The following is a 25,168-nucleotide window of genomic DNA, read 5'->3' on the forward strand; positions in this document are numbered from 1 at the left end:
ATCAAATTCAATATACACCGGCAGCCGACAGCAATGGCTTAGCAACAGTTACATATACTGTTAGTGATAATAATGGTGGAACGAATACCGCTACGGTTACTATTACGATAACTGCAGTGAACGACGCACCTGTTGCTAATAATGATACCGCAACCATGGCTGAAGATGCAGCGCCAATATTAATAAACGTATTAGCAAATGACTCAGATGAAGACGGCGATAGCCTAACGATAAGTGCAGCCTCAGCTGATATTGGTTCGGTTTCAGTAGTTGGCTATCAAATTCAGTACACACCGGCAGNCAGCCGATAGCAACGGCTTAGCAACAGTTACTTATACTGTTAGTGATAATAATGGTGGAACGAATACCGCTACGGTCGCTATTACTATAACTGCAGTGAACGATGCACCTATTGCCAATAACGATACCGCGACCATGGCTGAAAATGCAGCGCCAATACTGATAAACGTATTAGAAAATGACTCAGATGTAGATGGCGACAGCCTGGCGATCAGTGCAGCATCAGCCGATATTGGCTCAGTCTCAGTAGTTGGCAATCAAATTCAATACACCCCTGCACCGAATGAAAATGGACTCGCCACTATAACCTATACTGTTAGTGATAATAATGGTGGAACGAACACTGCTACACTCACTATTACGATAACTGCAGTAAACGATGCGCCTGTTGCCAATAACGATACCGCGACCATGGCTGAAGATGCTGCACCAATACTGATAAACGTATTAGCAAATGATACTGACTCTGATGGCGATAGCTTGGTGATTGCTTCAGCCTCAGCTGATATTGGCTCGGTCTCGATAATTGGCGATAAAATTCAATATACACCTGCAACCAATATCAATGGACTTGCCACAGTAACTTATACTGTTAGTGATAATAATGGTGGAACCAATACAGCCACAGTAGCCATTACCGTAACAGCCGTTAACGATGCCCCCGTAGCGTCAGTTCAAATTTTTAGTATTAATGAAAATGCTACAGATGGTGACATTATAGGAACTGTTAGCGCGTCAGATATTGAGAACCAGACTTTAACTTATAGTTTAACTGGCGGTGACACTGCTTTATTTGAAATTAATAGTAGCTCTGGTGTTTTATCAACCGCAGGTGAAAGCCCATTTGATTTTGAAACAACTAATCAATATATCTTAAATATCACTATAACTGATGATGGCACCCCTAATGAAAGTTCAAACGTTAACATAACCGTTAATATTACTGATGAAGTTGAGCTTTTTATACCAACTGAAGATGTGGCATTTGGCCGCCCAATTACAGGAGAGCTTGATCTTTCAGACATTTTTTCTGGTGGCGAATTTAAAGACAGTATAGAGCTTAATGGCAACCTTTATTTTGTTGGTTTTACCAACAATGCTGATAAAGACCTTCTTATTGTCTCTTACTCAAACAATGGTGATATGAATACTGCCTTTAATAACACCGGCACTAAAATACTCGATTTAGATCAAGACGAAGAAGCCACCGCTATTATTTCTGACGGTACAGATCTTTTCATTGCCTATTCTAGTTTTGATGGCACCCATAATGAAGCTTGTATACTTAAAATGGATCTTGCTGGAACATTAAACACTGGTTCGGATGATGACGATGATGATGATGACGACGGTGATAGTGGCGCAGATATTCAGTGTACAACGCTTAATAGTACTACCGTTATTAATGACCTTGAAATTGATGGCGATAAATTACTGGCTGTGGGCAAACACTTTGACGGCACTCAAAACGATAGCCTATGGATACATTACAAAAAATCAGATTTAGATTTTGAGAACTCTACTCCAGCTATTGTAGATGTTAGCGGCGCTAATCGAGATGATGAAGGCTTTGCCGTTAAGAACTTTGATAAGTCTGATTACTTAGTTGTAGGGAGTGTTACCAATGCAGAGGGAACAAAAGACTCTCTACTTCGTTATTTAAAATCTGATGGCGATAATGACAATAACTTTAATGGTGGCGCTGCACTAACAATTGATATATCTGATAATGATACAGACGACGAACTTTTTGCGGTAGGNTACTGCCTTTGCCGGTGGGTATGTAACAAGAACCAGCGGTGAAAAAGAAGCCGTAGTATTAGCTATTAATGAAGATGGGGAACTAATTACCACTTTTGGCAGTGCTGGTATAGCAATTTACGATGTTGATGGTAATGGCGGAAATGGTAATGGCGGCGCTAAAATTTCCGGTATTAAACACGAACCTATTAACAATGGTATTAGTTTTTCGGGGACTACAGGCGTATCAGCCTCAGAAAAATTATTTTCAGCACGGATTAATGATGAAGGTACTTTAGATGGTGCCTATGGCACCTCCGGCATTAATATAATTGATGGTATAAGTGGTAAGCAATTTGCCAATACTTTAGCTATCGACTCTAATGACACTATTTGGGTAGCTGGTGTTAACGATGATTCAAATACAAAACCGTTTATTGCAGCAATTGACGACCAAGCCACATTATTTAGTAACTTTGAAACCAATGGTTACTTTACCTTTACTAATTCAGTAGATGCAACTAACGATGAATCAATGCACGTTTTACAGCTTAGCAATGGCCCTGATGCTGGGAAATATATTCTTGCATCAACTGCTAAATCGGGCTCAACGACTAAGTTAGTATTAACACGCTTTACGAGTGCGGGTGATATCGATACTGGCTTTAGCGAAAGTGGCCATAAAGAAATTGCCATAGGTTTGAGTAACTCACGCATCGCTTTAACCGAGCAAAGCGACGGTAAATTAGTTATTGCAGGCTCTAAAAATAGTGAAAATGGTGAAGCGGGTTTTGTAGCTAAAGTTGATCAGTCTGGTAATTTAGACACATCATTTGCAACAGACGGGGTATACACAAGCTCTGTAAGTGGCGCAGAATTGGTAAACCTGACAGATATTGCACTTGATAATAGCGGTAACATTATTTCTGTTGGATCAATCGTAACAAGCGGTACTCCTAGCCCAATCGTTATAATGTTAACGCCAGAAGGCACCCTCGAGCCTAACTTTGGCACTGGCGGAAGTATCATAGGCTCTGCCTTTGAGTACTATAACCGCGTACATACCGACAATGCAGATATTTTCATTGGTGGTAAATCAGTATTAAGTGGCACTTCAAAGCTAATTGCATTGAAGCTAAGCTCAAACGGTACTGAGGTCTTTAAATATGTAGGTGAAGAAACCACAGATACCGACAATAAAATAGCGCAGATTTTAACTGACACAACCGGGAAGTTATATTTAATAGCAAACCTTATTGATTCGCCAAATAAAGCCAATGTTATTAGGTTGCTTGTTACGGGTGCGCTTGATACTAGCTTTGCTTTAAATGGTGTCGGTGAATATACCTTGGCATCAAGTGGTGACACTGAGCTAAGCGGTGCGGCGCTCAATAGCAGCAATCAACTTATTTTAGCAGGCAAGGCTAACGATAAAGGAATGTTAGCGCGTATTTTAACTAACGGTACTTTAGATAATACGTTTGGAGCCAGTGGTGCCGGATTTTATGAAGCAAGCCAATGTGCCAGCACACATGTATTTACTTCAATTATCTTGCAAAATGATACTCAAGTTGTCCTAAGCAGCACCTGTAATGATACTAACTCTAACAATGTTAGTATTTCTAAATTCAATTTTGAAGAAGATGGAGCTTAGCCTAAAATTATGAAAGTTGAATTTTTTGGTGTTAGAGGCTCAATGGCTTCAGCTGGAAGTAATACCCACATTTTTGGGGGAAATACCTCATGTGTGTACATTGAACAAAATAATGGCAAAGATCTTATTTTAGACTCTGGTACCGGTATTGTAGAACTCGGTACACGTTTATTAGAAACACAAAGCCCTATCAATATTTTGCTAACACATAATCATTGGGATCATATTCAAGGGTTTCCTTTTTTTAAACCTATATACCAACCCAATCGCGATATAACTATTGCTGTGGGTAACGTTGATGATAAAAAAAGCCAAGATGCCATATTAAAGCAAATGAGTGGTTCGTACTTTCCGGTGTGTTATCAAGATTTACCTGCCAACATTACGCTTAATACTGATTTATCGCCTCAAAAGCAGTTTACACTTAATGGTTTTTTGGTTTCGACTGCTCAACTAAATCACCCAGGTGGTGGTACTGCTTATTGTATTAAAGCGGATGAAAAAAAGGTGGCTTACGTTACCGACAATGAGCTAAACCCGCCAGAAAAAGCAAAAACAAGCATTAGCGAATGGGTCAACTTTATTGAAGGCGCTGATTTACTGATTCATGATGCTCAATTTATAGATGCAGACTTGCCTCTTAAACATGGTTGGGGGCATAGCACTATAGATCAGGTTGCTGAGCTGGCTATAAAAGCGAGTATTAAAAATGTGGTTATTATTAGCCACGACCCATCAAGAACCGATGAGCAGTTATCAGCTATAGAAAAATACCTACAAATAAATTACGGAAAACAAGTAACGATTGAATGTGGTCGAGAAGGACGAGTTTTTGATTTTTAGCCTATCAAGGAGCGTTACTCATTAGTTCCTTAAAACCAATTACTTCAAAGCACTTTTTCATTGGCGCTGTTATTACATTATTAATCGCATCAATAGAGCTATTTTCAACTGGGTCGCTCGCAAAGTTAGTTAACCGCGTAGAAGGTATAATATACGACTCTCGGCTTTTACTAACACTTTCAGAGGCGCCTAGGCGCATTGATGAATCTGTAGTAATAATTGATATCGACGAAAAGAGCATGCAAGAACAAGGGCGCTTTCCTTGGAGTCGCTCAAAAGTAGCTGACCTTGTTACAAAGCTTACTGATGCAGGTGTTATTGTTATTGCATTCGATATATTTTTTTCTGAGCCGGAAGAAAACCCTGTTACAAAAATCATGTCCGAAATACCCGATTTATCAAAAAAGTACACTATTCCCTTTGCTGAAATTACTAAACAAGTCGATGCAGACTCAAAACTAGCAAGCGCACTATCTAAAAATGATACTGTTCTTGGTTTTTTATTAATTGATGAACAACTCACAAATCAAAACTTGCCAGCTAAAAGCAGTGTTGTATGGGCAAATGCGGATCATACTAATTCACAAATAAACCACTTCCCTGGTGCTATTGTAAATATTCCTAAGCTGCAAAATGCGACAACGGGTACCGGTTTTATTAATGCACATAGCGATGAAGATGGTTTTATACGTAAAGCAGCTCTTGTAAATCGAGTTGGCGATACACTCTACCCTTCTTTAGCACTTGAAGTTGCTCGGCTGTATACCCTTGCTGAAAACATAGAAACCCGTTCCAATATATTAAATGATATAACCTTATTCGAAGGTATAAAGTTTCAAGATAAGTGGATTCAAACTGATGAGTATGGGCAAGTATTAATTCCTTACAAAGGCCGTGCGCATAGCTTTCCTTATTATTCGGCTACCGATATTTTGACCCAGCGAATTGGCTCAGAGGAATTAGAAGGCACTGTAGCGTTTATTGGCACATCGGCAATTGGGCTCGCTGATTTAAGATCAACGCCTGTTGGTTTGCAGTACCCTGGTGTTGAGGTACATGCCAACATATTTGAAGGATTAATGCACCCAGAACTACTTCCATCTAAACCTAATTGGTCACTGGGAGCAAGCTTACTCATCATTGCATTAACTGGTAGCGTATTGTCGTTTTTTAGCCACGGTAAGAGCGCACGTTTTATTATTATTTTGTCTCTTATAGTCACAAGTGTCGTTATATTTTCAAACGTTTATTTATGGTCAGTACAAAAAATTAGTTTACCTTTATTAATGCCTCTTTTACTTATCATTATATTAGCGGGTTACTACATCATTGTTGGATCTATCGCTGAGATGAAGCACAGCCGAAAAATAAAATCGATGTTTGACCAATATGTACCTCCTGAGCGTATAGACCAAATGATATTACAAGGTAAAAGTTTATCTCAAAAAAGTGAGCGAAAAAATATGACGGTGCTATTTGCCGACATCCGTAGCTTCACTTCTTTATCCGAAAGTATGTCACCTCATCAATTAAGCGACTACTTAAACGAATATCTTACAGCTATTACCAAAATCATATTTGATCATAACGGAACTATTGATAAGTACGTAGGCGATATGGTGATGGCATTTTGGAACGCCCCACTAAAAGATGAAAACCACGCTCGCCATGCTGTTGAAGCCGCAATGGCTATGATAAACGGGTTAACGCAAATAAATCAGTTATTTGCAGAAAGCAGCCAGCCTGCAATAAAAATTGGTATAGGCTTAAGTACTGGCGACATGAATGTAGGTGATATGGGATCGGTTTACCGTAAAGCCTATACAGTTCTTGGTGATACTGTTAATTTAGGTGCTAGAGTAGAAAGCTTGACCAAATTTTACGGCGTAGCTATTCTTGTTACAGAAGAGACTATGAAGGAATGCCCTCATATTTCATTTCGTTTAATAGATAAAGTGCAAGTTGTCGGAAAAACAACGGCGGTACAGTTGTTTGAGCCTATAAACTTTATAGATAAGCTCGATGAAGAGCAGTTAAATGAAGTTGAAAAATCTCAGCAAGCCATAACTCTTTTTTATAATAAAAAATGGCCACAAGCACTTAGCTTATTTAAAGAACTACAAAGCACGACCGTATTTAGCTCTGACGTTTATAGTATTTTTATCGAACGTATTAAGGGCACTGATTTGCAAACACTCGCTAAGGATTGGAATGGTGCCTTCAAACATACTAAAAAGTAGTAAACATATGCGACAGCACATTATAGATAAAACAAATCTTCAGCATTTTATCGATATTAGCATTAGGCTAACAACAGAAAAAAATTCGTCTAAGTTACTTGATGAAATACTGCAAGTTGTGATGTCGATAGCAAATTCTGATGCTGGCAGCATTTACTCTATTACCCCAAACAAACAACTCAAGTTTGAAACGGTAATAAATAAATCATTGAATCTCTATTTAGGTGGCACTTTAGGGAGCCCTGTTGATTTTCCTAATATAGATCTTTTTATTGATGGCAAACCAAATGAAACAGCTATTGTTGCTCACTCCGCGAACTCTGGCGAAGTGATTAATATTCCTGACGTGTATGATGCCCTGCCCTTTGATATGAGCGCAGCTCGCAAAATGGATGCACGCACGGGTTATCGCTCTGAGTCCATGCTAACAATTCCCTTGAAAGATCATGAAGATGATATTATTGGTGTCATTCAGCTTATAAATGTTAAAGATGAGCAAAATAAAAATATTCCTTTTAGTGAAGAACTCGCCACTTTAATTCGATCTTTTGCCTCTCTAGGCGCTATTTCATTAACTAACTCAACACTGATTAAGGGAATGGAAGATCTTTTTTCAACCTTTGCTGAAACAATTGCAATGGCAATAGATGAAAAATCACCTCATACCGGCGGCCATTGTAAAAGAGTACCAGCGCTCACATTAATGTTAGCTGATGCAGTCCATGATATAGATAAAGGCCCATTGGCTTCATTTTCGATGAGTGAAGCTGACCGCCATGAACTTGATATAGCAGGCTGGTTACATGACTGTGGGAAAATCGCGACTCCCGATCACATTATGGAAAAGTCGACAAAACTAGAAACTATTTTTGATCGAATAAAATATGTAGATGCTAAATTTGAAATAATTAGCCGAGATTTAAAAATAGCGTATCAGCAAAAAATCATCTGTGCGATGAAGCTGCAAAAACCTATCGAAGTTCAACAATTTGAACGACTACTTGATACCGAACTTAAACAGTTGGCATTAGACCGTGCATTATTACAGCGTGTGAATGTAGGAGGCGAGTTTTTGGGTGATGCAGAACTTGAGCACATTGAACGCATTGCAAACAAATACCAACTCGTTATAAATGATATTAATACACCATTGCTCTCAGCTGATGAAGTTGAAAACTTAACAATACGAAGAGGCACGTTAACCGAAGCCGAACGTGAAGTAATGAAGCGTCATATGGATGTAACTAAAAATATTTTAGATGCTCTGCCGTTCCCTAAACACTTAAGCAATGTTACTGAATATGCTTTAGGTCATCATGAAAAACTTGACGGTACTGGTTACCCTAGAGGTTTAACCAAAGAGCAAATGTCGGTGCCTGCAAGGTTAATGGCTATTACGGATATTTTTGAAGCGCTGTCTGCGGTAGACAGGCCTTACAAAAAAGCAAAACCGGTCAGTGAATGTTTATTTATTTTGGGGTCAATGGTTGCTAAAAACCATCTTGATGCTGACATTTTTGCTATTTTTATTGAGTCACAAGTTTATAAAAATTATATCAATGAGTATGCAAATCCTGAGCAGTTAGATGAGATAGATTTTGATAACTTACCAGGCTACACACCTATAAGTTAATAGCTATAAAAGCGCATTTCCATCTAAAAAGCTTTATTGCAAACAAAACTATTCAAACAAAAAAATGCCACCTTACGGTGGCATTTACACACGGGGTTATTTCTACTTATAGAAATCCTTTTACTTTTTATTTGTTTTTTAGTGTTGTTTTATTAACAAAAAATATGGTCATAAAGGTAGCATTAAGCGCTTTATGTAGCAACCGTAAAAGAAAAAGTTCATTTTTCTGCCATATTTCTGAAATAAACCAAAACGCAATTAAATTTGCTTCTAAAAAACAGCTATATCTTTATACACACGTATTTTTCTTCTAGGTATTCATCAAGTCCTTGATGCCCGCCTTCGCGGCCTAAACCTGATTGCTTAACGCCACCAAATGGTGCAACTGGGTTGGATATAACACCTTCATTTACGCCGACCATACCAAATTCAAGCCCTTCACTAACTCGGTAGACTTGCTTGATGTTTTGGCTGTAAAAATAAGCTGCTAGACCAAATGGTACATCGTTAGCCAAGGCAAGCACTTCGCTTTCTTCATCAAAAGGAATAACCGTTAATACTGGACCAAATACTTCTTCGTGGTAAATATCCATCTCGGTAGTTACGTTGTTTACTATTAATGGGTTTTGAAAGCTGCCACCTAAGTCACTATTATCGCCAATCAACGTAGCGCCTTTATCGAGTGCGTCTTGTATTAACTGCTGTACTTTCTCTTTGGCTTTAGGATAAATGAGTGGACCAATATCGACATCGTCTTCAAAACCATTCGCCACTTTTAACGCTGCAACCTTAGGGGTGATTTTTGAAAGTACTTTGTCGAGAATATTACGCTGTATAAAAATACGGTTTGCTGCAACACATGCCTGCCCACTATTTCTAAATTTAGCCGCCATTAATCCTTCGACTGCTTCATCTAAATCTGCATTATCAAAAATAATAAAAGGAGCATTACCACCGAGCTCCATTGATGTACGTTTAATTGTATCGGCGCATTGCGATAGTAACTGCTTACCTACACCGGTAGAGCCGGTAAATGTAAACTTACGCACGACTTCTGAATCAGTCAGCATTTTACCGACTGTTTTAGCATCTTGTGATACGAGTACGTTAAATGCACCTTTCACAAAACCAGCTTGATCGGCCAGATAAGCAAGTGCAATAGCACATAGTGGCGTGTGTTCAGAAGGTTTAAGTATAAAACTACAGCCCGCAGCGTAAGCTGGAGCTACTTTACGAGTAACCATAGCAACAGGGAAGTTCCAAGGCGTTATACCCGNCCCGCCACAACACCTACAGGCTGCTTAAAACTAGTTAAACGATGCGAGTTATCTGTTGGCGGAATTACATCACCGTAACTGCGCTTGGCTTCTTCTGCAAACCATTTGATAAAACCAGCACCGTAGTTAATTTCGCCAAGCGATTCTTTGAGCGGCTTGCCTTGCTCTTTGGTCATTAGCTCTGCGAGTGTTTGTTTGTGCTTTATAACTAGCTCATACCAGCGCATTAACGTTTCGCTTCGCTCGGTTGCATTCGTAGTTTTTAACTTAACAAAAGCCCCTTGAGCTGCGGTTATTGCGCTATTTACACCCTGCTCGTCAATATCGCTTACATCAACAATACTTTTTTCGGTCGCGGGATCGTTAACGCTAAAGCGCGTATCAGTTTTATAAAATTCGCCGTTAATAAATGAGTCTGAGAAAGTTAAATTATTCAAAATAGATCTCCTAAAGGCTACGTATAAAAATTACAGGTACGTGTTAATTTAGTAACAAGCGAGGTGTAAAACCTCACCTACATCAACACATACGCCAAACTTGTAGGTGCGAATTTATTTCGCGCTTATGCAACATAGCGAGGTATAAAACCTCACCTACATCAATACATACACCAAACTTGTAGGTGCGAATTTACTTCGCGCTCATGTAATTTGGTTTTAATGCAGCTTTAATGCAAAATAAAGCGAGATATAAAACCTCACTTACAAAAATGAACGCATACAAACAAAAAAGCCGCTGTATCAAACAGCGGCTTTTAATATATACATCGTTAAAAACTAGTGCTCTTCATTAACGATATTGAGATTGTACTTAGGTATTTCAACCACCAAGTCTTCATCTCTTATAATTGCTTGGCAACCAAGGCGTGACTCTGGCTCTAAGCCCCATGCTTTATCTAGCATGTCATCTTCTAGCTCATCACTTTCTTCAAGTGAATCAAATCCTTCACGAATCACTAAATGACACGTAGTACATGCACACGACTTTTCGCAAGCATGCGCAATGCTAATACCATTTTTAAGCGCAGCGTCGAGTACTGTTTGGCCTGTAGGTGCTTCGATTGCAGCGCCGTCAGGACATAATTCAGGATGTGGAAGAAAAACAATTTGTGGCATTCTAATCTCTCTTAAATGTTGTCTACTGACTGCCCTGTAAGGGCTTTTTTAATTGATGCATCCATTCTGCGCGATGCAAAGTCGCTACTCGCATTATCGACTTTTTCGATAGCTGCTTTAATTTCGCCAGGCTCTTGTGCATTTTCGCGCACTTTTACCAGTTCTGCAATTTCAGTGCGTAAGTTAGCTAGTTGCATATCATCAAGCAATGCACCATCAGCTGCAAGTGATGCATTAAGCGCTTCTATTACACGCAGTGCTTCTACTTGTTGCTCTTTGAGCATACGCGCTTGCATATCACCTTTCGCGTTACTCATTGACTCTTTTAGCATGTTAGCTACTTGGTCGTCAGATAAACCAAACGAAGGCTTAACTTGAATTTCAGCTTGTACGCCCGTAGATTTTTCCATAGCTGAAACACTTAATAAGCCATCTGCATCAACTTTAAAGGTTACACGAATATGCGCAGCGCCTGCCGCCATTGGTGGAATGCCTTTTAAGCTAAACTTAGCAAGCGATCGACAATCATCAACAAGCTCACGCTCACCTTGCAGCACATGCAACGACATTGCCGTTTGGCCGTCTTTGAACGTTGTAAATTCTTGCGCGCGTGCTACCGGAATCGTTGTATTGCGTGGAATGATTTTTTCAACCAAACCGCCCATCGTTTCAAGGCCTAGCGACAACGGCAATACATCAAGTAACAACATGTCAGAATCAGGCTTATTGCCAATTAACACATCAGCCTGAAGCGCAGCACCTAGTGCTACTACACGATCTGGGTCGATTGAAGTCAGTGGCTCTTTATCAAAAAAGCTTTGTACTTGGCTACGTACCAGTGGCATACGGGTTGAACCGCCCACCATAATAACTTGCAGTACTTCGTCGTTTTCTATGCCAGCATCTTTTACAGCACGACGACACGAACGCAGCGTTTTTTTAACGAGTGGCATAGCCATTTCGTCAAACGTTTCGCGCGTTACTTCAACGGTGTATTTTTGGTCGTCAAACTCAAGACCCACATTTACTTTGGCGTATTGGCTTAGTGCCTCTTTACATGCTTTTGCTTTATTGATGAATAAACGTAAAACTGAAGGTGATAATGCTGACACACCTGTTTGCTGCTTAAAGTAATCAACTAGTAATGAGTCAAAGTCATCACCACCGAGGCTTGAGTCGCCACCAGTGGCCATTACTTCAAACACACCCTGGTGTAATCTAAGTACTGATATATCAAATGTACCACCGCCTAAATCGTAAACGGCAATTATACCTTCTTGGCCAGAATCTAAACCATAAGCAACCGCTGCTGCTGTTGGCTCATTTAGTAAACGTAGTACGTTAATACCAGCAAGTTCTGCGGCATCTTTAGTACTTTGGCGCTGCGCGTCATCAAAGTACGCAGGCACTGTAATTACAGCCCCTAAAATTTCTTGATTACCAAAGCTTTGCTCAGCACGTGCTCTTAATGCAGCTAAAATATGGCTTGATGCTTTAATTGGGCTGATTTTGCCAGCCGCAGTTTCTATTGCTAGCGCACCATTGTCTTCACAAAATTCATACGGTAATTGGCCATAACTTTGCTCTATTTCAGCCTGAGTTTTACCTAAAAAACGCTTAACCGAAATAAGTGTATTAGCAGGATCTTGCGTTGCTGCTTGTGCAGCCTCTGCGCCAACAGTAATACCGCCTGCTTGATAACGAACAACCGACGGTAACATAGCCGCGCCAAGTTCATCAGTTAACGTGCGGGCTTCGCCACTTTGTACTGTTGCAACTAATGAATTGGTTGTACCAAGGTCAATACCAATAGCTAGTTTATGTTCGTGTGGTGCCGCGCTCTGCCCCGGCTCAGCAATTTGCAATAATGCCATAATGCTCTTTAAACTCGTGTTGCTCGCTTTGCAGCAAGTAATTAATCGTCAAATAAACTGTCTTCAATGCGCTCTAGTTCGTCACGTAACTTATAAACAAACTTCAGTTTACGAATATTATCTGCGGCAAGTTGATATTGCTGCTCATCGTTACTTGCTAGTTGCTCGGCAAGTTGCGCACTGTACTGCGCGTTTAGTTGCTTAATTTGTTTTTCAAAATTTGCAATCGCAGTATCAGGATCGCTTGATGATGTTAGCTCTTCAAGCTCTTCGCGAAGTTCCATTTGCTGCATTAAAAACATTGGATCTTGCAAGGTTTGCTGCTCTGCACGAATATCAACACCTAGCTCACTCAACATATATTCAGCACGCTTTACTGGGTGCTTTAATATTTGTAGCGCATCGTTAATTTCGGCGGCGCTTTGCACAGCCATTAACTTATCGCGGCTGCTCGCATTCGCGTGGCGATCTGGATGTACAGTACGTTGTAATTCCAAGTAGTGCTTGTTAACTGTTACTAAATCAATATTGTAGTCAACTGGTATTGCAAATAACTCAAAATAGCGCATAACTTCAACCAATAAAATTCAGAAATTAATTTCAAAAATAACAAAGCCCTACATTAACTGGCAGGGCTTATTTATACTACAAAGATATTTAAATCTTAAACGGTAAAGCTTTCGCCACAACCACACTCGTCTGCTTGGTTAGGGTTTCTAAATTTAAACCCTTCATTTAAGCCTTCTTTAGTGTAGTCGAGCTCTGTGCCGTCGATGTAAACTAAGCTTTTAGCGTCAACAATTAAGGTAACACCTTTAGCCGCAAAAGTTTCATCGTCTTCGTTTAAATCGTCAACAAACTCAAGTACATAAGCAAGACCTGAACAGCCCGTCGTTTTAATGCCAACGCGCAGGCCTAAACCTTTACCGCGGTTTGCTAAAAATGATTGTACGCGGTTTGCTGCCGCATCTGTCAATGTCACTGCCATGAGTTTCTCTTCTTACTTCGCTTGTTTGCTTTTGTAGTCTGCAATTGCTGCTTGAATTGCATCTTCGGCTAAAATTGAACAGTGAATTTTCACTGGTGGTAATTCTAGCTCTGCACTGATATCAGTGTTTTTGATTGTCGCTGCTTCGTCTAGCGTTTTGCCTTTAACCCACTCTGTTACAAGTGAAGATGAAGCAATTGCGCTACCACAACCGTAGGTTTTGAATTTTGCATCTTCAATAACGCCAGTGGCAGATACTTTAATTTGCAATTTCATTACGTCACCACATGCTGGTGCGCCTACCATACCCGTTGCCACTGACGGATCGTTCTTATCTAGAGTACCTACGTTACGTGGGTTTTCTACGTGGTCGATTACTTTATCACTATAAGCCATTATTCTATCCTCATTACCTGCTAGGGTATGTGCTCACACTATTAGTGGTGAGCCCATTCAACTGAATCTAAATCAATACCTTCTTGATGCATCTCCCAAAGTGGAGACATCTCACGTAGGCGACCGATAGAGTTTTTCATTAATTCGACGGTGTAATCAATCTCTTCTTCGGTAGTAAAGCGACCAATACTAAAACGAATTGAGCTATGTGCTAATTCGTCGTTACGGCCAAGTGCACGTAATACATAAGAAGGCTCTAAGCTTGCAGATGTACAGGCTGAACCTGACGATACTGCAATGTCTTTTACTGCCATAAGTAACGACTCACCTTCAACAAAGTTAAAGCTGATGTTTACAATGCCAGGTACTGATTGGTCTTGTGTGCCGTTAAAGTATACTTCGTCCATATCAGCCATAATGCCGTCGATTAAACGATTACGTAAGGCGCTGATGTGTGCGTGATCTTTTTCGAAATCTTGCTTAGCGATTTTAAACGCAGTACCCATACCCACTAATTGGTGAGTAGCTAGTGTACCTGAACGCATACCACGTTCATGTCCGCCACCGTGCATTTGCGCTTCAAGGCGAGCACGTGGTTTACGACGAACGTAAAGTGCGCCAACACCTTTAGGGCCATACACTTTATGTGCAGAGAACGACATAAAATCAACTTTAAGCTGTTGCACGTCAATTAATACTTTACCCGCGCTTTGCGCTGCATCTACGTGGAACATAATTTTACGTTCGCGACACATTTCGCCAATAGTCGCGATATCTTGAATCACACCTAGCTCGTTATTAACGTGCATGATGCTTACAAGTACTGTGTCGTCACGCATTGTGTCGGCAAGTTTTTGTAAATCAAGTAGGCCGTTTTCTTCAACGTCCATGTAAGTTACTTCAAAACCTTGGCGCTCAAGCTCACGACATGTGTCGATTACAGCTTTATGCTCAGTTTTAGCGGTAATAACGTGCTTACCTTTTTTCTTGTAAAACTGTGCTGCACCTTTAATAGCAAGGTTATTTGATTCTGTTGCACCCGATGTGAAAACAATTTCACGTGGGTCTGCATTAATTAAATCAGCAATATCTGTACGCGCTTGGTCAACAGCTTCTTCTGCTTGCCAACCAAAACGGTGTGAGCGTGACGCAGGATTACCAAACTTACCGTCCATTGTCAGGCATTGCATCATTTCTTTAGCAACACGTTCGTCAACAGGCGTGGTCGCTGCGTAATCTAAATAAATCGGTAACTTCATTTCTCTCTCCGCTGCAGGTCAACCTTAAAGTTGACAGCTTACTTGAATGTTTTCCAACTGCTTAATTGCATTATTGATACTGTTATCTTGGCGCGATGCTATTTCTTTCACATCTGATTTTTCCACCAATTCAGCAAGGGTAATATTATTCAAAAATTCTTCTATGCGTGCGCTTAAGTCTGACCACAAATTATGTGTTAAACAGCGCATACCACTCTGACAGCCGGTATCGGCACCTTGGCAACGTGTTGCATCGACCGATTCGTCTACGGCGCTAATAATATCGCCAACAGAGATAACGCTCGCTTCACGTCCTAGTAAATAACCACCACCAGGTCCACGAACAGAACTTACTAGGCCATTTTTACGTAAACGAGCAAATAATTGTTCAAGGTAAGACAAAGAAATTTCTTGTCTTTGTGAAATATCAGCAAGGGCTACAGGACCTACACCTGTGTGTAGTGCAACATCCAGCATAGCTGTAACGGCATATCTGCCTTTTGATGTTAACTTCATAACGCCCCCTGCACAAAAGAGTGCAAATTTTAATTACCAGAGTAAATTAGTCAAGTATTATCACTTGATAAAAATTTGATTTAGAAACTCATACTTTTAAATTGTAGAGTAAACAAATTTTCAATACTTGACCTCTTTGGTCAAGTATTACAGCTATTGTAATTACCTGAGTATTTTAGTCAAGTATTAGCTAGTTATTTACCTATTGGTTTTTATAACTAATAGCTATACCTAAGTTACTTAGGGATAGCCTTATTAATTGAGGTGAGAATACCGCGTAAAATATTCATTTCGGCATCTTCAGGGTGAGCTCGGTTAAACAAACGGCGTAATTTAGTCATAACTAAACCAGGATGTTGTTTGATGATAAAACCTGTTTTGAAAAGTGTATCTTCAAGGTGATCATAAAACAGCTCTGTTTGCTTTGAGCTTGGGTAAACAGCATCGTCTTCTTCAACCTTTTTAGGTTGTTGATTTAAAAATGCCATACGCGTTTCGTAGCTAAGTGTTTGTACGGCCATTGCTAAATTAAGCGAGCTGTATTCTGGATTAGCAGGAATACATACATGGTAATTACAAAGCTGTAATTCTTCGTTAGTTAACCCACTGTTTTCACGACCAAATACTAGCGCTACAGGGCCATTTACCGCTTCAGCAACGAGTTTTTCACCACATTCACGTGGTTCAACCATTGGCCACGAAAGCGTACGAGAGCGCGCACTTGTGCCAATCGTTAATGTACAGTCAGCGATAGCTTCTTCAACGGTACCTACAATAACTGCATTGCCTAAAACATCAGTTGCGCCTGCAGCTAATGCACTTGCTTGGCTGTCTATTTCGCAAGCAGGATCAACTAAATAAAGTTTTGATAAACCCATGGTTTTCATGGCGCGAGCCGCCGAACCAATATTGCCCGAATGTGACGTGTTAACTAAAACAATGCGAATATCATCTAAGATCATTACTGTGCTACTTTGCTATGCCAAAAAATTGCGCAAATTCTAACATGAAAGTGCAATAAGATCCTAGATTCAAAAGGCTAGATCCTAAGATCTAGCCCAATATAACAATTCTTACATGGATCAGTTCTCGGGATATAACGCCGATTTGTTTTGATGCTTAAACCATTGCTGCTTTTACATAGACATCAAAACGGTTCTTTTTGGTTTTAATTTGCATACTTGGGGTTTTGTCATTTAAAAATGGGGCGTAATCGGGGCGTTTTACTACTACGCGCTTGCTGGCGAGTGGGTAGGCGAATTCGAGTAAATCGTCAGCGTCGGTATCTGCACCAACAAGCTCTTGAAATACACGCATTTCTTTTTTAACTAATGCTGATTTTTCGCGGTGCGGGAACATAGGATCTAAATAAACCACATCGGGCATGCTTTCACATTGCGATAGTAGGGTATGGCTTGAACCAAATATTAGGCTCATATTTTCTTTCATCCACAAACCAATTTCAATATCGCTATAGGCTCGCTTTAAGCCATCGTATAAAAGTGCAGCTACAACCGGATGACGTTCATGTAATATAACTTTGCACCCTAGCGAGGCAAGTACGAAGCCATCTCGCCCAAGGCCTGCGGTAGCATCGAGTACAACAGGCGTTGCACCTTTATTTAAGCCAACCGCTTTGGCAATTGCTTGCCCTTTACCACCGCCAAACTTACGCCTATGGGCGGCAGCACCGGTTACAAAATCAACGTTAATTGCACCTAGTTTAGGCTCGTCGGTTTTAAATAGGCTTAACCCTTTATCGTCGTAATGTAAGCTAAAGCCACTGCAATTTTGCGCCCATTGGGCTAAACCAAAGCGTGTTTCTAATTCATTTAAATAAGGGCGTAACTCTTTAAAAGCACACTGAATAACCACAATAAACTCCGACGATAAAATACGCCTGTAGTATATCAACCGCTTTACTTTAAAGCACTAAAATAGCTCTATATCACTATGATGATTAGTATTAACCTTTACTGCTTCCGCTTTAGTACGTAAATTAGATATAAGTTCATTGCGGCTTTCGGCAACCTGTTTAAGCTGATATTTGATAAAGGCTAAATCACTATTAGCCGATACAAATAACTGCATCGTTTGATCCAGTTGGGATATATATAAGGTGAGATCCGCGGGATTTGCTTGTGTTTGTTGTAGCTTAATGGCGCAGTCAAGTTCATGTAGCTGTTCTATAAATATTTTAGTACTTTTGTTTTGCTCTACATTTTGAGTAGTTAACTGCTTAACAATGTCTTGAAGGGCTGTACTTATTTGAGCTGCCTGCTCATAACTGCTTTCGCTTCTTTCCATGGTAACAACCTTCTCGTTGGTCACTTCTAATATATGCGGGAAAAGATCTTTGTAGCGCCCGTACAAAGCATCGTTATCAACAGGCATATTTTTTATCAAAAGGGATACTTTGGGATAATTAATAATAGTACTGCTACCAATATCAACAAATCGTTGAGCATGTCGATGCTGCTCTAGCAGCTCTTGCTCTAGCGGGCAAACACCACTTTGCTGGCTGTAAAAAATACCTTTGCTTTGATACCAAAACACAACCACAACATCTAAATTTAAAGGTGCAAAAAAAGTAAAAAAGTATTCACTCAACGATTGAAAGTTATTAGCGTGATAACTTTGTCCAACGTAGCGCATTATACGCCCCATATCGCCCGACTCTGTCATTGCTATTTCAGCTGTTTTATTCGCTTTTGCTATATCCAATTTAAGTTTTGCGCATTTTTGCCTATATTCGTAAAGTACCTTTATTCGCGCTATCAACTCTTCTGCGTTAAAAGGTTTTGTAATGTAATCGGATGCGCCGACGCTGTAACCTTTTACCCGATCGCTTAGCTCTATTTTAGATGAGAGAAACATAACGGGAATATCTTGAGTATTTTGACTTTGCTTTATTGTTTTACATACGTCATAACCTGACATACCTGGCATTTCAATATCGAGTAAAATAATATCTGGGTTGTATTTATTGGTTAGCCTTAATCCTTCATAGCCATCTTTTGCATGAATTATTTTACAAAACCCTGCTAAAGACTCTTCAATTATATGATGAACATACTTGTCGTCATCAATTGCCAATACCAACTTTGCCATGCCTTAGTCCATTTTATTAGGTGTGCTAAAAGCATAGTACGGTAGGATGAAATTACTAAAAATTATTAGATAATAATTTTAAAATAATAAAAAAGCGCCATTAAGGCGCTTTAATTTGGTTTGTGCTAAATATTAATTTTTAAACAGCAATACCGCTATGACGTAGTAACGCGTCGACATTTGGCTCACGACCACGAAACTTTTTAAATAATTCCATTGGCTCTTCGCTACCGCCTTTTTCTAAAATGTTTTGCATAAAGGCTTGCCCTGTTTCAGCGTTAAAAATACCTTCTTCTTCAAATTTAGAAAACGCATCAGCAGAAAGTACTTCAGCCCATTTATACGAGTAATAACCTGCACTATAACCGCCGGCAAAAATATGACTAAAACCATTTTGAAAACGGTTAAACTCAGGCGGTTTAACGATTGATGTGCGGCTACGTACATCGTTTAGTACTGCTTGAATTTGGCATTGATCACCCACTTTGTAATCGTTATGGATTTTAAAGTCGAATAACGAAAACTCAATTTGACGTAGCATTTGTACGCCTGAGTTATAGTTTTTAGCAGCAAGTAACTTATCAAGTAACTCTTTAGGTAACGGCTCACCCGTTTCATAATGACCTGAAATAAAGCTCAGGGCTTCTTCGTCATAACACCAGTTCTCTAAAAACTGACTAGGAAGCTCTACCGCATCCCATGCAACACCATTAATACCCGCAACAGGAGCAGCATCAACTTGTGTAAGCATGTGGTGAATACCATGACCAAACTCATGAAATAAAGTAGTTACTTCGTCATGAGTAAACAGCGCCGGTTTATCGCCAACCGCCTTATTAAAGTTACACACTAAATAAGCCACTGGAGTTTGTAGTTCGCCGTTAGCACGTACTTTACGACCCATACAGTCATCCATCCACGCACCACCACGTTTGTGGTCGCGTGCATATAAATCTAGATAAAAGCGCCCACGAAGCGTATTGCTACTATCAACAATTTCAAAAAAGCGTACATCTTTATGATAAGTATCAAAATCAGTAACTTCTTTTACGCTAATACCAAATAAGCGATTAACGGTTTCGAATAATCCACTTAATACTTTATTTGCAGGGAAGTAAGGACGTAGTACTTCGTCTGAAATTGCATACTTTTCTTGCTTAAGCTTTTCGCTGTAGTAACCAAAATCCCATGCTTCTAATTCAGAAATACCGTGTTTTTGTTCAGCATACGCCTTTAGCTCGGCCACTTCTTGCTCTGCTTGTGGTTTTGATTTAGCCGCTAGGTCTTCTAAAAATGAGAATACTTGTTCTGGTGACTCTGCCATTTTAGTCGCGAGTGACTTTTCAGCGTAGCTGTTGAATCCTAGTAACTGTGCAAGTTCATGACGAAGCGCAAGCTCCTCTCTCATAATATCTGAGTTATCAAACTCACCGGCGTTAGGGCCTTGATCTGATGCGCGCGTAGAAAACGCAGTGTAGGTTTCCCTGCGTAGTTCGCGGTTATCTGCGTAAGCCATTATTGGTAAATATGATGGAAAATCGAGTGTAAATAACCAGCCATCTAATTCTTTACTTTTTGCGGTGTCGGCTGCAAGTGCAAGAGCTGATTCTGGCAAGCCAGCTAAGTCGCTCTCATCAGTAATATGCTTGTGCCACGCTAAAGTCGCATCCATTACATTGTTGCCAAATTTTGAGGCAAGCTCAGATAAACGTGCGCTTATTTCACCATAGCGTTTTTGTTGTTCTGGCGCTAAAGCAATACCCGATAATTTAAAATCACGCAGCGCATTAGTAATTGTTTTTTGCTGTGCTGTAGTCAGCGTTTTAAATTCGTCGCTGTTATAAAGCGTATTATACGCGTTGTATAAACCTTGATGCTGACCTACAAATGTTGAATATTCAGATATTAACGGTAAGCATTGCTCGTAAGCTTCGCGTAATTCGTCGTTATTCATTACTGAATTTAAATGCGATACAGGGGAAAACATGCGCGATAATTTATCGTCAGCTTCTTCAAGGGGTAATACTAAGTCATCCCACGTGTACGAACCTTTAGCTAACACGTCATCAATGGCTTTACGACAAAGCTCAATACCGTCTTTTAGTGCGGGTACTACATACTCAGGCTTTATTTTTGAAAATGGTGGTAAGCCTTCAAGGCCAATTAGTGGGTTGCTCATAAATACTCTCTTTGCGTTAATGCATTAAGTTTTAAATTGGGTCTAAAAGTAAAAAAACAACTCAACTGCTTTTAAGTTGTGTAATTTTAATAGGGTTGCTCCAGAGCAAAACACAAATAACCCATTAATGAGTCAGCCACTTTATAACGCTCTAGTACCGTATCAACTAAATTATTGCTACATACTTGCTTTTGAGTCAGCGGGCTAATGGCTATAAAGTCTTTTCGCTTGAGCTCATTTATTAATGGGTGCTCTTTTTCAAAACCTCTTGGTGGGCGTTTTAGCGACTCTCCTGACATTTCAAAAATAGATTTAAATTGCTCATTATAAATTGCTTTTTTATAGCTATTTGGGTTTTCATCTATGCAGGTTCTAATTGCGTTAAGCGCCTTTGATTCTGGTCGCCAAATACCAGCACCTATAAAACATTCGTCATTTGCTAAGTGAAAATAAAAACCCGGGGCGTGTACGTTTTTTCCCATAAAATGGCGAAATTGAATCCCTACATTAATTTTATATGGGGTTTTATCTTTACTAAAACGCGCATCCTTATGGATTCTCATTAAACTACCGCCCACTTTTTTATCTGATGCGACAAAATGGCTCGAAACCTCAGTAAGTGGCGCTTGCATTTGCCTAATGAAATCTAAAGCAGGCTCTCTTACGTATTCCTCATACTGTGATTTATGGTCGTTAAACCAGTCTCTATTATTGTTTTGATCAAGCTGAGCAAGAAATTCGAATGTTTTTTTACTAAACATAGGTCACCTAAACACTCTTTATTTTTAAAACTTAATGTTATGCTAATGCGCATAAAACTCAACGCCTAAGGACATAAAATGACACAACACTTTGATTATATTGCAATCGGTGGTGGCAGTGGTGGTATTGCCTCTGCAAATAGAGCGGCAATGCGTGGCGCTAAAGTAGCACTTATAGAAGCAAAACACATGGGCGGCACGTGTGTAAACGTAGGCTGCGTACCTAAAAAAGTAATGTGGCACGGTGCTCAGGTTGCCGAAGCTATTAATTTATACGCCCCAGATTACGGCTTTAATGTTGAAGTTAAAGGCTTTGATTGGAGCAAGTTAGTAGAAAGCCGCGAAGCCTACATAGGCCGAATTCATAAAGGTTATGACAGTGGTCTTGCTAGCAATGGCGTTACTGTAATTAAAGGCTTTGCTAAATTTGTAGATAATAAAACAGTTGAAGTAAACGGCGAGCATTACACAGCCGATCACATATTAATTGCAGTAGGCGGGCGCCCAAGCATTCCGCATATTGAAGGTGCTGAGCACGGTATCGATTCTAATGGCTTTTTTGAATTAAAAGAGCAACCTAAACGCGTTGCAGTAATAGGCGCAGGTTATATAGCTGTAGAACTTGCTGGTGTATTACATGGTTTAGGTACTGAGACGCATTTATTTGTACGTAAGCATTCTCCGCTTCGTAACTTTGACCCTTACATAGTTGAAACGCTTGTTGATGTTATGGCTGCTGAAGGCCCTACTCTTCATACAGAATCTGTACCCCATAAATTAGTTAAAGAAGACGATGGCTCAGTAACGCTACATTTAGATAACGGCAAAAGCCATAACGTAGATCAGGTTATTTGGGCTATTGGCCGCGAGCCAACAACCAATGCTATTAACGTTGCTGCAGCTGGCGTAGAAGTAAACAGCAGTGGTTTTGTAAAAGTTGATGAGTATCAAAATACCACAGCTAAGAATGTATACGCGGTAGGCGATATAATCGAAAACGGTATTGAACTTACACCGGTAGCAGTTAAAGCAGGGCGTACTTTATCTGAGCGTTTATTTAATAAAGAACTCCCAGATGATTTAAAAATGGATTACAGCTTAGTTCCTACGGTTGTATTTAGTCATCCACCGATTGGTACTATTGGTTTAACTGAGCAAGAAGCTATTTCTCAGTATGGCGAAGAAAACGTTAAAATTTATCAATCTGGTTTTACGGCTATGTACACAGCGGTAACTAAACATCGCCAGCCTTGTAAAATGAAACTTGTATGTGCCGGCCCAGACGAAAAAGTAGTTGGTCTACATGGGATTGGTTTTGCGGTTGATGAAATGATTCAAGGTTTTGCAGTTGCCATGAAAATGGGCGCAACTAAAGCTGATTTTGATGCAGTTGTTGCTATTCACCCGACTGGCTCGGAAGAATTTGTAACGATGCGCTAGGCGCTAAACTCTAAGTTCTTAATTATAAAAAGCCCTTGCTAAGTAATTAGTAAGGGCTTTTTAATGCTTGTTATATTTTGCACAACAAACCACTTAAAACGTCACATTAAAAACATCCATTCAACATTAAATAAATATCTAAGCCATTATTTTAACAGCAAAAATTTTAGACCAATAAAAATATTAAAAGTTTAAATTTTGTTTTGGCTTTAAGGCATTTTTACAATTAAAATCTCGCGCATTTATAGTTTCTCTTGGTTATTTATGTTTTTACTGCGATCTTTTATTTATTTATTATGCCTAGCCGGTGTTGCTTATTTAATTCAACTAGAAGGCTTTGAATTAAAACAGTATGCACTTTACAGTGAAGAAACTCTTACTGAACATATGCAAGATGTTTTAACTTTTTTAAGCTGTATTTTGTTTTTTTACGCTTCGCGAATTAACTTTCAACTCAAAATACCGGCAGTATTACTTGCTGCGTTATCGGCAATGATGTTTGTAAGAGAGTTTGATACCTACCTCGACTTATACTTTTTTGATGGCGCTTGGCAAAGTATCGTCTATTCAATTTTAGCTGGCGTGTTTGTTTATTTAATAACAAAGAGAGGAAGTATTTTTGACTCTTTAAAAGCCTATAGCCTCACTCCTAGTTATGGAATTTGCTTATCAGGCATGGTTACTTTACTCGCATTTTCGCGAATGATGGGCAAAGGTGCATTTTGGCATTCAGTAATGGGCGATGACTACGTACGTGCGGTAAAAAACATTGTTGAAGAGGGTATAGAAACGCTTGGCTATACTTTAATCTTTATTTCAGCCATTGAGTTTGTACTCATATGCCGAAAAAAAATGGCTAAAAATCACAAACATTGCACTGATGAAGTAACTCAATAGCGTCGCTCGATTTTTATTGGTTACTCTTTTTGCACTAAATTTGCTAATTGGTTTAATAAATCAATATACTTAGCCTGTTTTTATCAACTCGCGTTTAATTGGATATTATGACTAAAGATATATTGCTGCATCCGTTTCTTCTTTCAATTGTAATGATCACAATTGCATTTGTACTAAAAGTACTTGTTGATAAGCTCGCTAAAAATCGCGCAGAAAAAAAAGAAAAAGATATTCGCTACATCGCACACAATATTAAGCACTTTATTAATTTTGTAATGATGATATCGCTGCTATTTGTGTGGTCTACTGAAATTCAAAACTTTGCACTTTCTATTGCTGCTTTTGCTGTGGCGATTGTGCTTGCTACGCGCGAGTTTATTCAGTGTGTAATAGGCTTTTTTTACCTCGTAACAACTCGCCCGTTTAGAGTCGGTGATTGGATACAAGTAGGTGATTACTTTGGTGAAGTAGCTGAAACTGATTGGATAAAAACAACCATGCATGAAATTGATATACATACTTATCAATTTTCAAGAAAAACCATATACATACCTAATAATAAGCTGATTACCAGCTCTATTAAAAACTTAAACTTTGTAAAACGCTTTGTTACACATCATTTTATTATTGTTCGTCGAGAGAGCTTTAACCCGTACCCTATTCACGACACACTCACTGAACAAGCTAAACTGTACTGTGAAGAATTTCAAGAAGTAGCAAGTCGTTATAATTCAATGATTGAGCGTAAACTCGATGCAAAAATATCTGGTCCAGAGCCGGTAATTCACTTTGGTACAACCGATTTAGGTGAATTTAAAGCAAGCTTCACCTTGTTTTGTCCGACAGAAAAAGCGCTTGAGATAGAGCATAAATTAACAGAGTGCTTTTTTGCGTTATGGTATAAAGAAGCTGAAAAAAATAAAGAGGATGAAGGAGAAGTATAAA

Annotated in this window: 21 protein-coding genes and 2 pseudogenes; 10 read left to right on the forward strand and 13 right to left on the reverse strand. The window is 39.4% G+C overall.

Annotated features, from left to right (window positions below; genetic code table 11):
• Nucleotides 1–5: 5 nt before the first annotated feature.
• From L656_RS1000000123385 to L656_RS0102180, 7 genes and pseudogenes are all read left to right on the forward strand, one after another.
• Nucleotides 6–311, forward strand: a complete 306-nt coding sequence (locus L656_RS1000000123385; protein ID WP_446727526.1) for an Ig-like domain-containing protein — start codon at nt 6–8, stop codon at nt 309–311.
• A complete protein-coding gene (locus L656_RS1000000123390; RefSeq protein ID WP_024598025.1) occupies nt 271–2,103 on the forward strand; it encodes an Ig-like domain-containing protein in 1,833 nt (610 codons plus the stop codon). The genes L656_RS1000000123385 and L656_RS1000000123390 overlap by 41 nt, the downstream gene beginning before the upstream one ends.
• Before the next feature lie 22 nt (nt 2,104–2,125).
• A pseudogene (locus tag L656_RS1000000123395) lies at nt 2,126–2,326 on the forward strand (hypothetical protein); the annotation flags it as partial.
• Between the two features lie 249 nt (nt 2,327–2,575).
• Nucleotides 2,576–3,694 (forward strand): delta-60 repeat domain-containing protein, encoded by a 1,119-nt coding sequence (locus tag L656_RS1000000123400; protein WP_024598027.1) that lies wholly within the window; start codon nt 2,576–2,578, stop codon nt 3,692–3,694.
• 9 nt (nt 3,695–3,703) lie between these two features.
• Nucleotides 3,704–4,537: an MBL fold metallo-hydrolase gene (locus tag L656_RS0102165; RefSeq protein ID WP_024598028.1), complete on the forward strand. Its 834-nt coding sequence runs from the start codon at nt 3,704–3,706 to the stop codon at nt 4,535–4,537.
• Nucleotides 4,538–4,557: 20 nt separating this feature from the next.
• Nucleotides 4,558–6,777, forward strand: a complete 2,220-nt coding sequence (locus L656_RS0102175) for a CHASE2 domain-containing protein (protein ID WP_076915753.1) — start codon at nt 4,558–4,560, stop codon at nt 6,775–6,777.
• On the forward strand, nt 6,749–8,410 hold the full coding sequence (locus L656_RS0102180) for an HD domain-containing phosphohydrolase (protein WP_024598030.1): 1,662 nt from the start codon (nt 6,749–6,751) through the stop codon (nt 8,408–8,410). Before L656_RS0102175 ends, L656_RS0102180 begins: the two co-directional genes overlap by 29 nt.
• A 281-nt stretch (nt 8,411–8,691) precedes the next feature.
• Here L656_RS0102180 and L656_RS01000000121830 read toward each other — a convergent pair.
• The 13 genes and pseudogenes from L656_RS01000000121830 to L656_RS0102245 form a co-directional block, all read right to left on the reverse strand.
• A pseudogene (locus L656_RS01000000121830) lies at nt 8,692–10,124 on the reverse strand (NAD-dependent succinate-semialdehyde dehydrogenase).
• A gap of 339 nt (nt 10,125–10,463) precedes the next feature.
• Nucleotides 10,464–10,802 carry an ISC system 2Fe-2S type ferredoxin gene (fdx, locus tag L656_RS0102190; protein WP_002958430.1) on the reverse strand — a complete coding sequence of 113 codons (339 nt, stop codon included), beginning with the start codon at nt 10,800–10,802 and terminating at the stop codon, nt 10,464–10,466.
• An 11-nt stretch (nt 10,803–10,813) separates the two neighbouring features.
• Nucleotides 10,814–12,676 carry a Fe-S protein assembly chaperone HscA gene (hscA, locus tag L656_RS0102195; RefSeq protein WP_024598031.1) on the reverse strand — a complete coding sequence of 621 codons (1,863 nt, stop codon included), beginning with the start codon at nt 12,674–12,676 and terminating at the stop codon, nt 10,814–10,816.
• A 41-nt stretch (nt 12,677–12,717) separates the two neighbouring features.
• On the reverse strand, nt 12,718–13,245 hold the full coding sequence (gene hscB / locus L656_RS0102200) for a co-chaperone HscB (protein WP_024598032.1): 528 nt from the start codon (nt 13,243–13,245) through the stop codon (nt 12,718–12,720).
• A gap of 95 nt (nt 13,246–13,340) precedes the next feature.
• On the reverse strand, nt 13,341–13,664 hold the full coding sequence (gene iscA, locus L656_RS0102205; RefSeq protein WP_007377674.1) for an iron-sulfur cluster assembly protein IscA: 324 nt from the start codon (nt 13,662–13,664) through the stop codon (nt 13,341–13,343).
• Between the two features lie 12 nt (nt 13,665–13,676).
• Complete coding sequence (gene iscU, locus L656_RS0102210) at nt 13,677–14,060, reverse strand: Fe-S cluster assembly scaffold IscU (RefSeq protein WP_002958426.1); 384 nt, start codon at nt 14,058–14,060, stop codon at nt 13,677–13,679.
• A gap of 41 nt (nt 14,061–14,101) precedes the next feature.
• Nucleotides 14,102–15,319 (reverse strand): IscS subfamily cysteine desulfurase, encoded by a 1,218-nt coding sequence (locus L656_RS0102215; RefSeq protein WP_002958425.1) that lies wholly within the window; start codon nt 15,317–15,319, stop codon nt 14,102–14,104.
• A 24-nt stretch (nt 15,320–15,343) separates the two neighbouring features.
• The gene (iscR, locus tag L656_RS0102220) at nt 15,344–15,835 is read right to left on the reverse strand and encodes a Fe-S cluster assembly transcriptional regulator IscR (protein ID WP_007586371.1); all 492 of its coding nucleotides are present in this window, start codon (nt 15,833–15,835) and stop codon (nt 15,344–15,346) included.
• Nucleotides 15,836–16,071: 236 nt separating this feature from the next.
• Nucleotides 16,072–16,797: a tRNA (cytosine(32)/uridine(32)-2'-O)-methyltransferase TrmJ gene (trmJ, locus tag L656_RS0102225; protein ID WP_024589846.1), complete on the reverse strand. Its 726-nt coding sequence runs from the start codon at nt 16,795–16,797 to the stop codon at nt 16,072–16,074.
• A gap of 157 nt (nt 16,798–16,954) precedes the next feature.
• Complete coding sequence (locus tag L656_RS0102230) at nt 16,955–17,710, reverse strand: class I SAM-dependent methyltransferase (RefSeq protein ID WP_024598033.1); 756 nt, start codon at nt 17,708–17,710, stop codon at nt 16,955–16,957.
• Nucleotides 17,711–17,767: 57 nt separating this feature from the next.
• Nucleotides 17,768–18,946: a response regulator gene (locus L656_RS0102235; RefSeq protein WP_024598034.1), complete on the reverse strand. Its 1,179-nt coding sequence runs from the start codon at nt 18,944–18,946 to the stop codon at nt 17,768–17,770.
• A 139-nt stretch (nt 18,947–19,085) separates the two neighbouring features.
• Complete coding sequence (gene prlC / locus L656_RS0102240) at nt 19,086–21,125, reverse strand: oligopeptidase A (protein ID WP_024598035.1); 2,040 nt, start codon at nt 21,123–21,125, stop codon at nt 19,086–19,088.
• Nucleotides 21,126–21,211: 86 nt separating this feature from the next.
• Complete coding sequence (locus tag L656_RS0102245) at nt 21,212–21,886, reverse strand: DUF2461 domain-containing protein (protein WP_024598036.1); 675 nt, start codon at nt 21,884–21,886, stop codon at nt 21,212–21,214.
• 78 nt (nt 21,887–21,964) lie between these two features.
• On the opposite strand from L656_RS0102245, the gene gorA reads away from it, so the two are divergent.
• The 3 genes from gorA (at nt 21,965) to L656_RS0102260 (ending at nt 25,167) form a co-directional block, all read left to right on the forward strand.
• Complete coding sequence (gene gorA, locus L656_RS0102250) at nt 21,965–23,326, forward strand: glutathione-disulfide reductase (protein ID WP_024598037.1); 1,362 nt, start codon at nt 21,965–21,967, stop codon at nt 23,324–23,326.
• Nucleotides 23,327–23,590: 264 nt separating this feature from the next.
• Nucleotides 23,591–24,223, forward strand: a complete 633-nt coding sequence (locus tag L656_RS0102255) for a hypothetical protein (RefSeq protein WP_024598038.1) — start codon at nt 23,591–23,593, stop codon at nt 24,221–24,223.
• A gap of 107 nt (nt 24,224–24,330) precedes the next feature.
• The gene (locus L656_RS0102260; RefSeq protein ID WP_010553762.1) at nt 24,331–25,167 is read left to right on the forward strand and encodes a mechanosensitive ion channel family protein; all 837 of its coding nucleotides are present in this window, start codon (nt 24,331–24,333) and stop codon (nt 25,165–25,167) included.
• Nucleotide 25,168 lies beyond the last annotated feature (1 nt).

The organism is Pseudoalteromonas sp. TAE56 (assembly GCF_000497955.1).
Taxonomy (GTDB): domain Bacteria; phylum Pseudomonadota; class Gammaproteobacteria; order Enterobacterales; family Alteromonadaceae; genus Pseudoalteromonas.

What these genes read in the sequence shown, in the direction of transcription:
- L656_RS1000000123400 (WP_024598027.1), top strand. Translation starts at nt 2,576, where the DNA reads ATGCACGTTTTACAGCTTAGCAATGGCCCTGATGCTGGGAAATATATT.
- L656_RS0102165 (WP_024598028.1), top strand. Translation starts at nt 3,704, where the DNA reads ATGAAAGTTGAATTTTTTGGTGTTAGAGGCTCAATGGCTTCAGCTGGA.
- L656_RS0102180 (WP_024598030.1), top strand. Translation starts at nt 6,749, where the DNA reads ATGGTGCCTTCAAACATACTAAAAAGTAGTAAACATATGCGACAGCAC.
- fdx (WP_002958430.1), bottom strand. Translation starts at nt 10,802, where the DNA reads ATGCCACAAATTGTTTTTCTTCCACATCCTGAATTATGTCCTGACGGC.
- hscA (WP_024598031.1), bottom strand. Translation starts at nt 12,676, where the DNA reads ATGGCATTATTGCAAATTGCTGAGCCGGGGCAGAGCGCGGCACCACAC.
- hscB (WP_024598032.1), bottom strand. Translation starts at nt 13,245, where the DNA reads ATGCGCTATTTTGAGTTATTTGCAATACCAGTTGACTACAATATTGAT.
- iscA (WP_007377674.1), bottom strand. Translation starts at nt 13,664, where the DNA reads ATGGCAGTGACATTGACAGATGCGGCAGCAAACCGCGTACAATCATTT.
- iscU (WP_002958426.1), bottom strand. Translation starts at nt 14,060, where the DNA reads ATGGCTTATAGTGATAAAGTAATCGACCACGTAGAAAACCCACGTAAC.
- L656_RS0102215 (WP_002958425.1), bottom strand. Translation starts at nt 15,319, where the DNA reads ATGAAGTTACCGATTTATTTAGATTACGCAGCGACCACGCCTGTTGAC.
- iscR (WP_007586371.1), bottom strand. Translation starts at nt 15,835, where the DNA reads ATGAAGTTAACATCAAAAGGCAGATATGCCGTTACAGCTATGCTGGAT.
- trmJ (WP_024589846.1), bottom strand. Translation starts at nt 16,797, where the DNA reads ATGATCTTAGATGATATTCGCATTGTTTTAGTTAACACGTCACATTCG.
- L656_RS0102235 (WP_024598034.1), bottom strand. Translation starts at nt 18,946, where the DNA reads ATGGCAAAGTTGGTATTGGCAATTGATGACGACAAGTATGTTCATCAT.
- prlC (WP_024598035.1), bottom strand. Translation starts at nt 21,125, where the DNA reads ATGAGCAACCCACTAATTGGCCTTGAAGGCTTACCACCATTTTCAAAA.
- L656_RS0102245 (WP_024598036.1), bottom strand. Translation starts at nt 21,886, where the DNA reads ATGTTTAGTAAAAAAACATTCGAATTTCTTGCTCAGCTTGATCAAAAC.
- gorA (WP_024598037.1), top strand. Translation starts at nt 21,965, where the DNA reads ATGACACAACACTTTGATTATATTGCAATCGGTGGTGGCAGTGGTGGT.
- L656_RS0102255 (WP_024598038.1), top strand. Translation starts at nt 23,591, where the DNA reads ATGTTTTTACTGCGATCTTTTATTTATTTATTATGCCTAGCCGGTGTT.
- L656_RS0102260 (WP_010553762.1), top strand. Translation starts at nt 24,331, where the DNA reads ATGACTAAAGATATATTGCTGCATCCGTTTCTTCTTTCAATTGTAATG.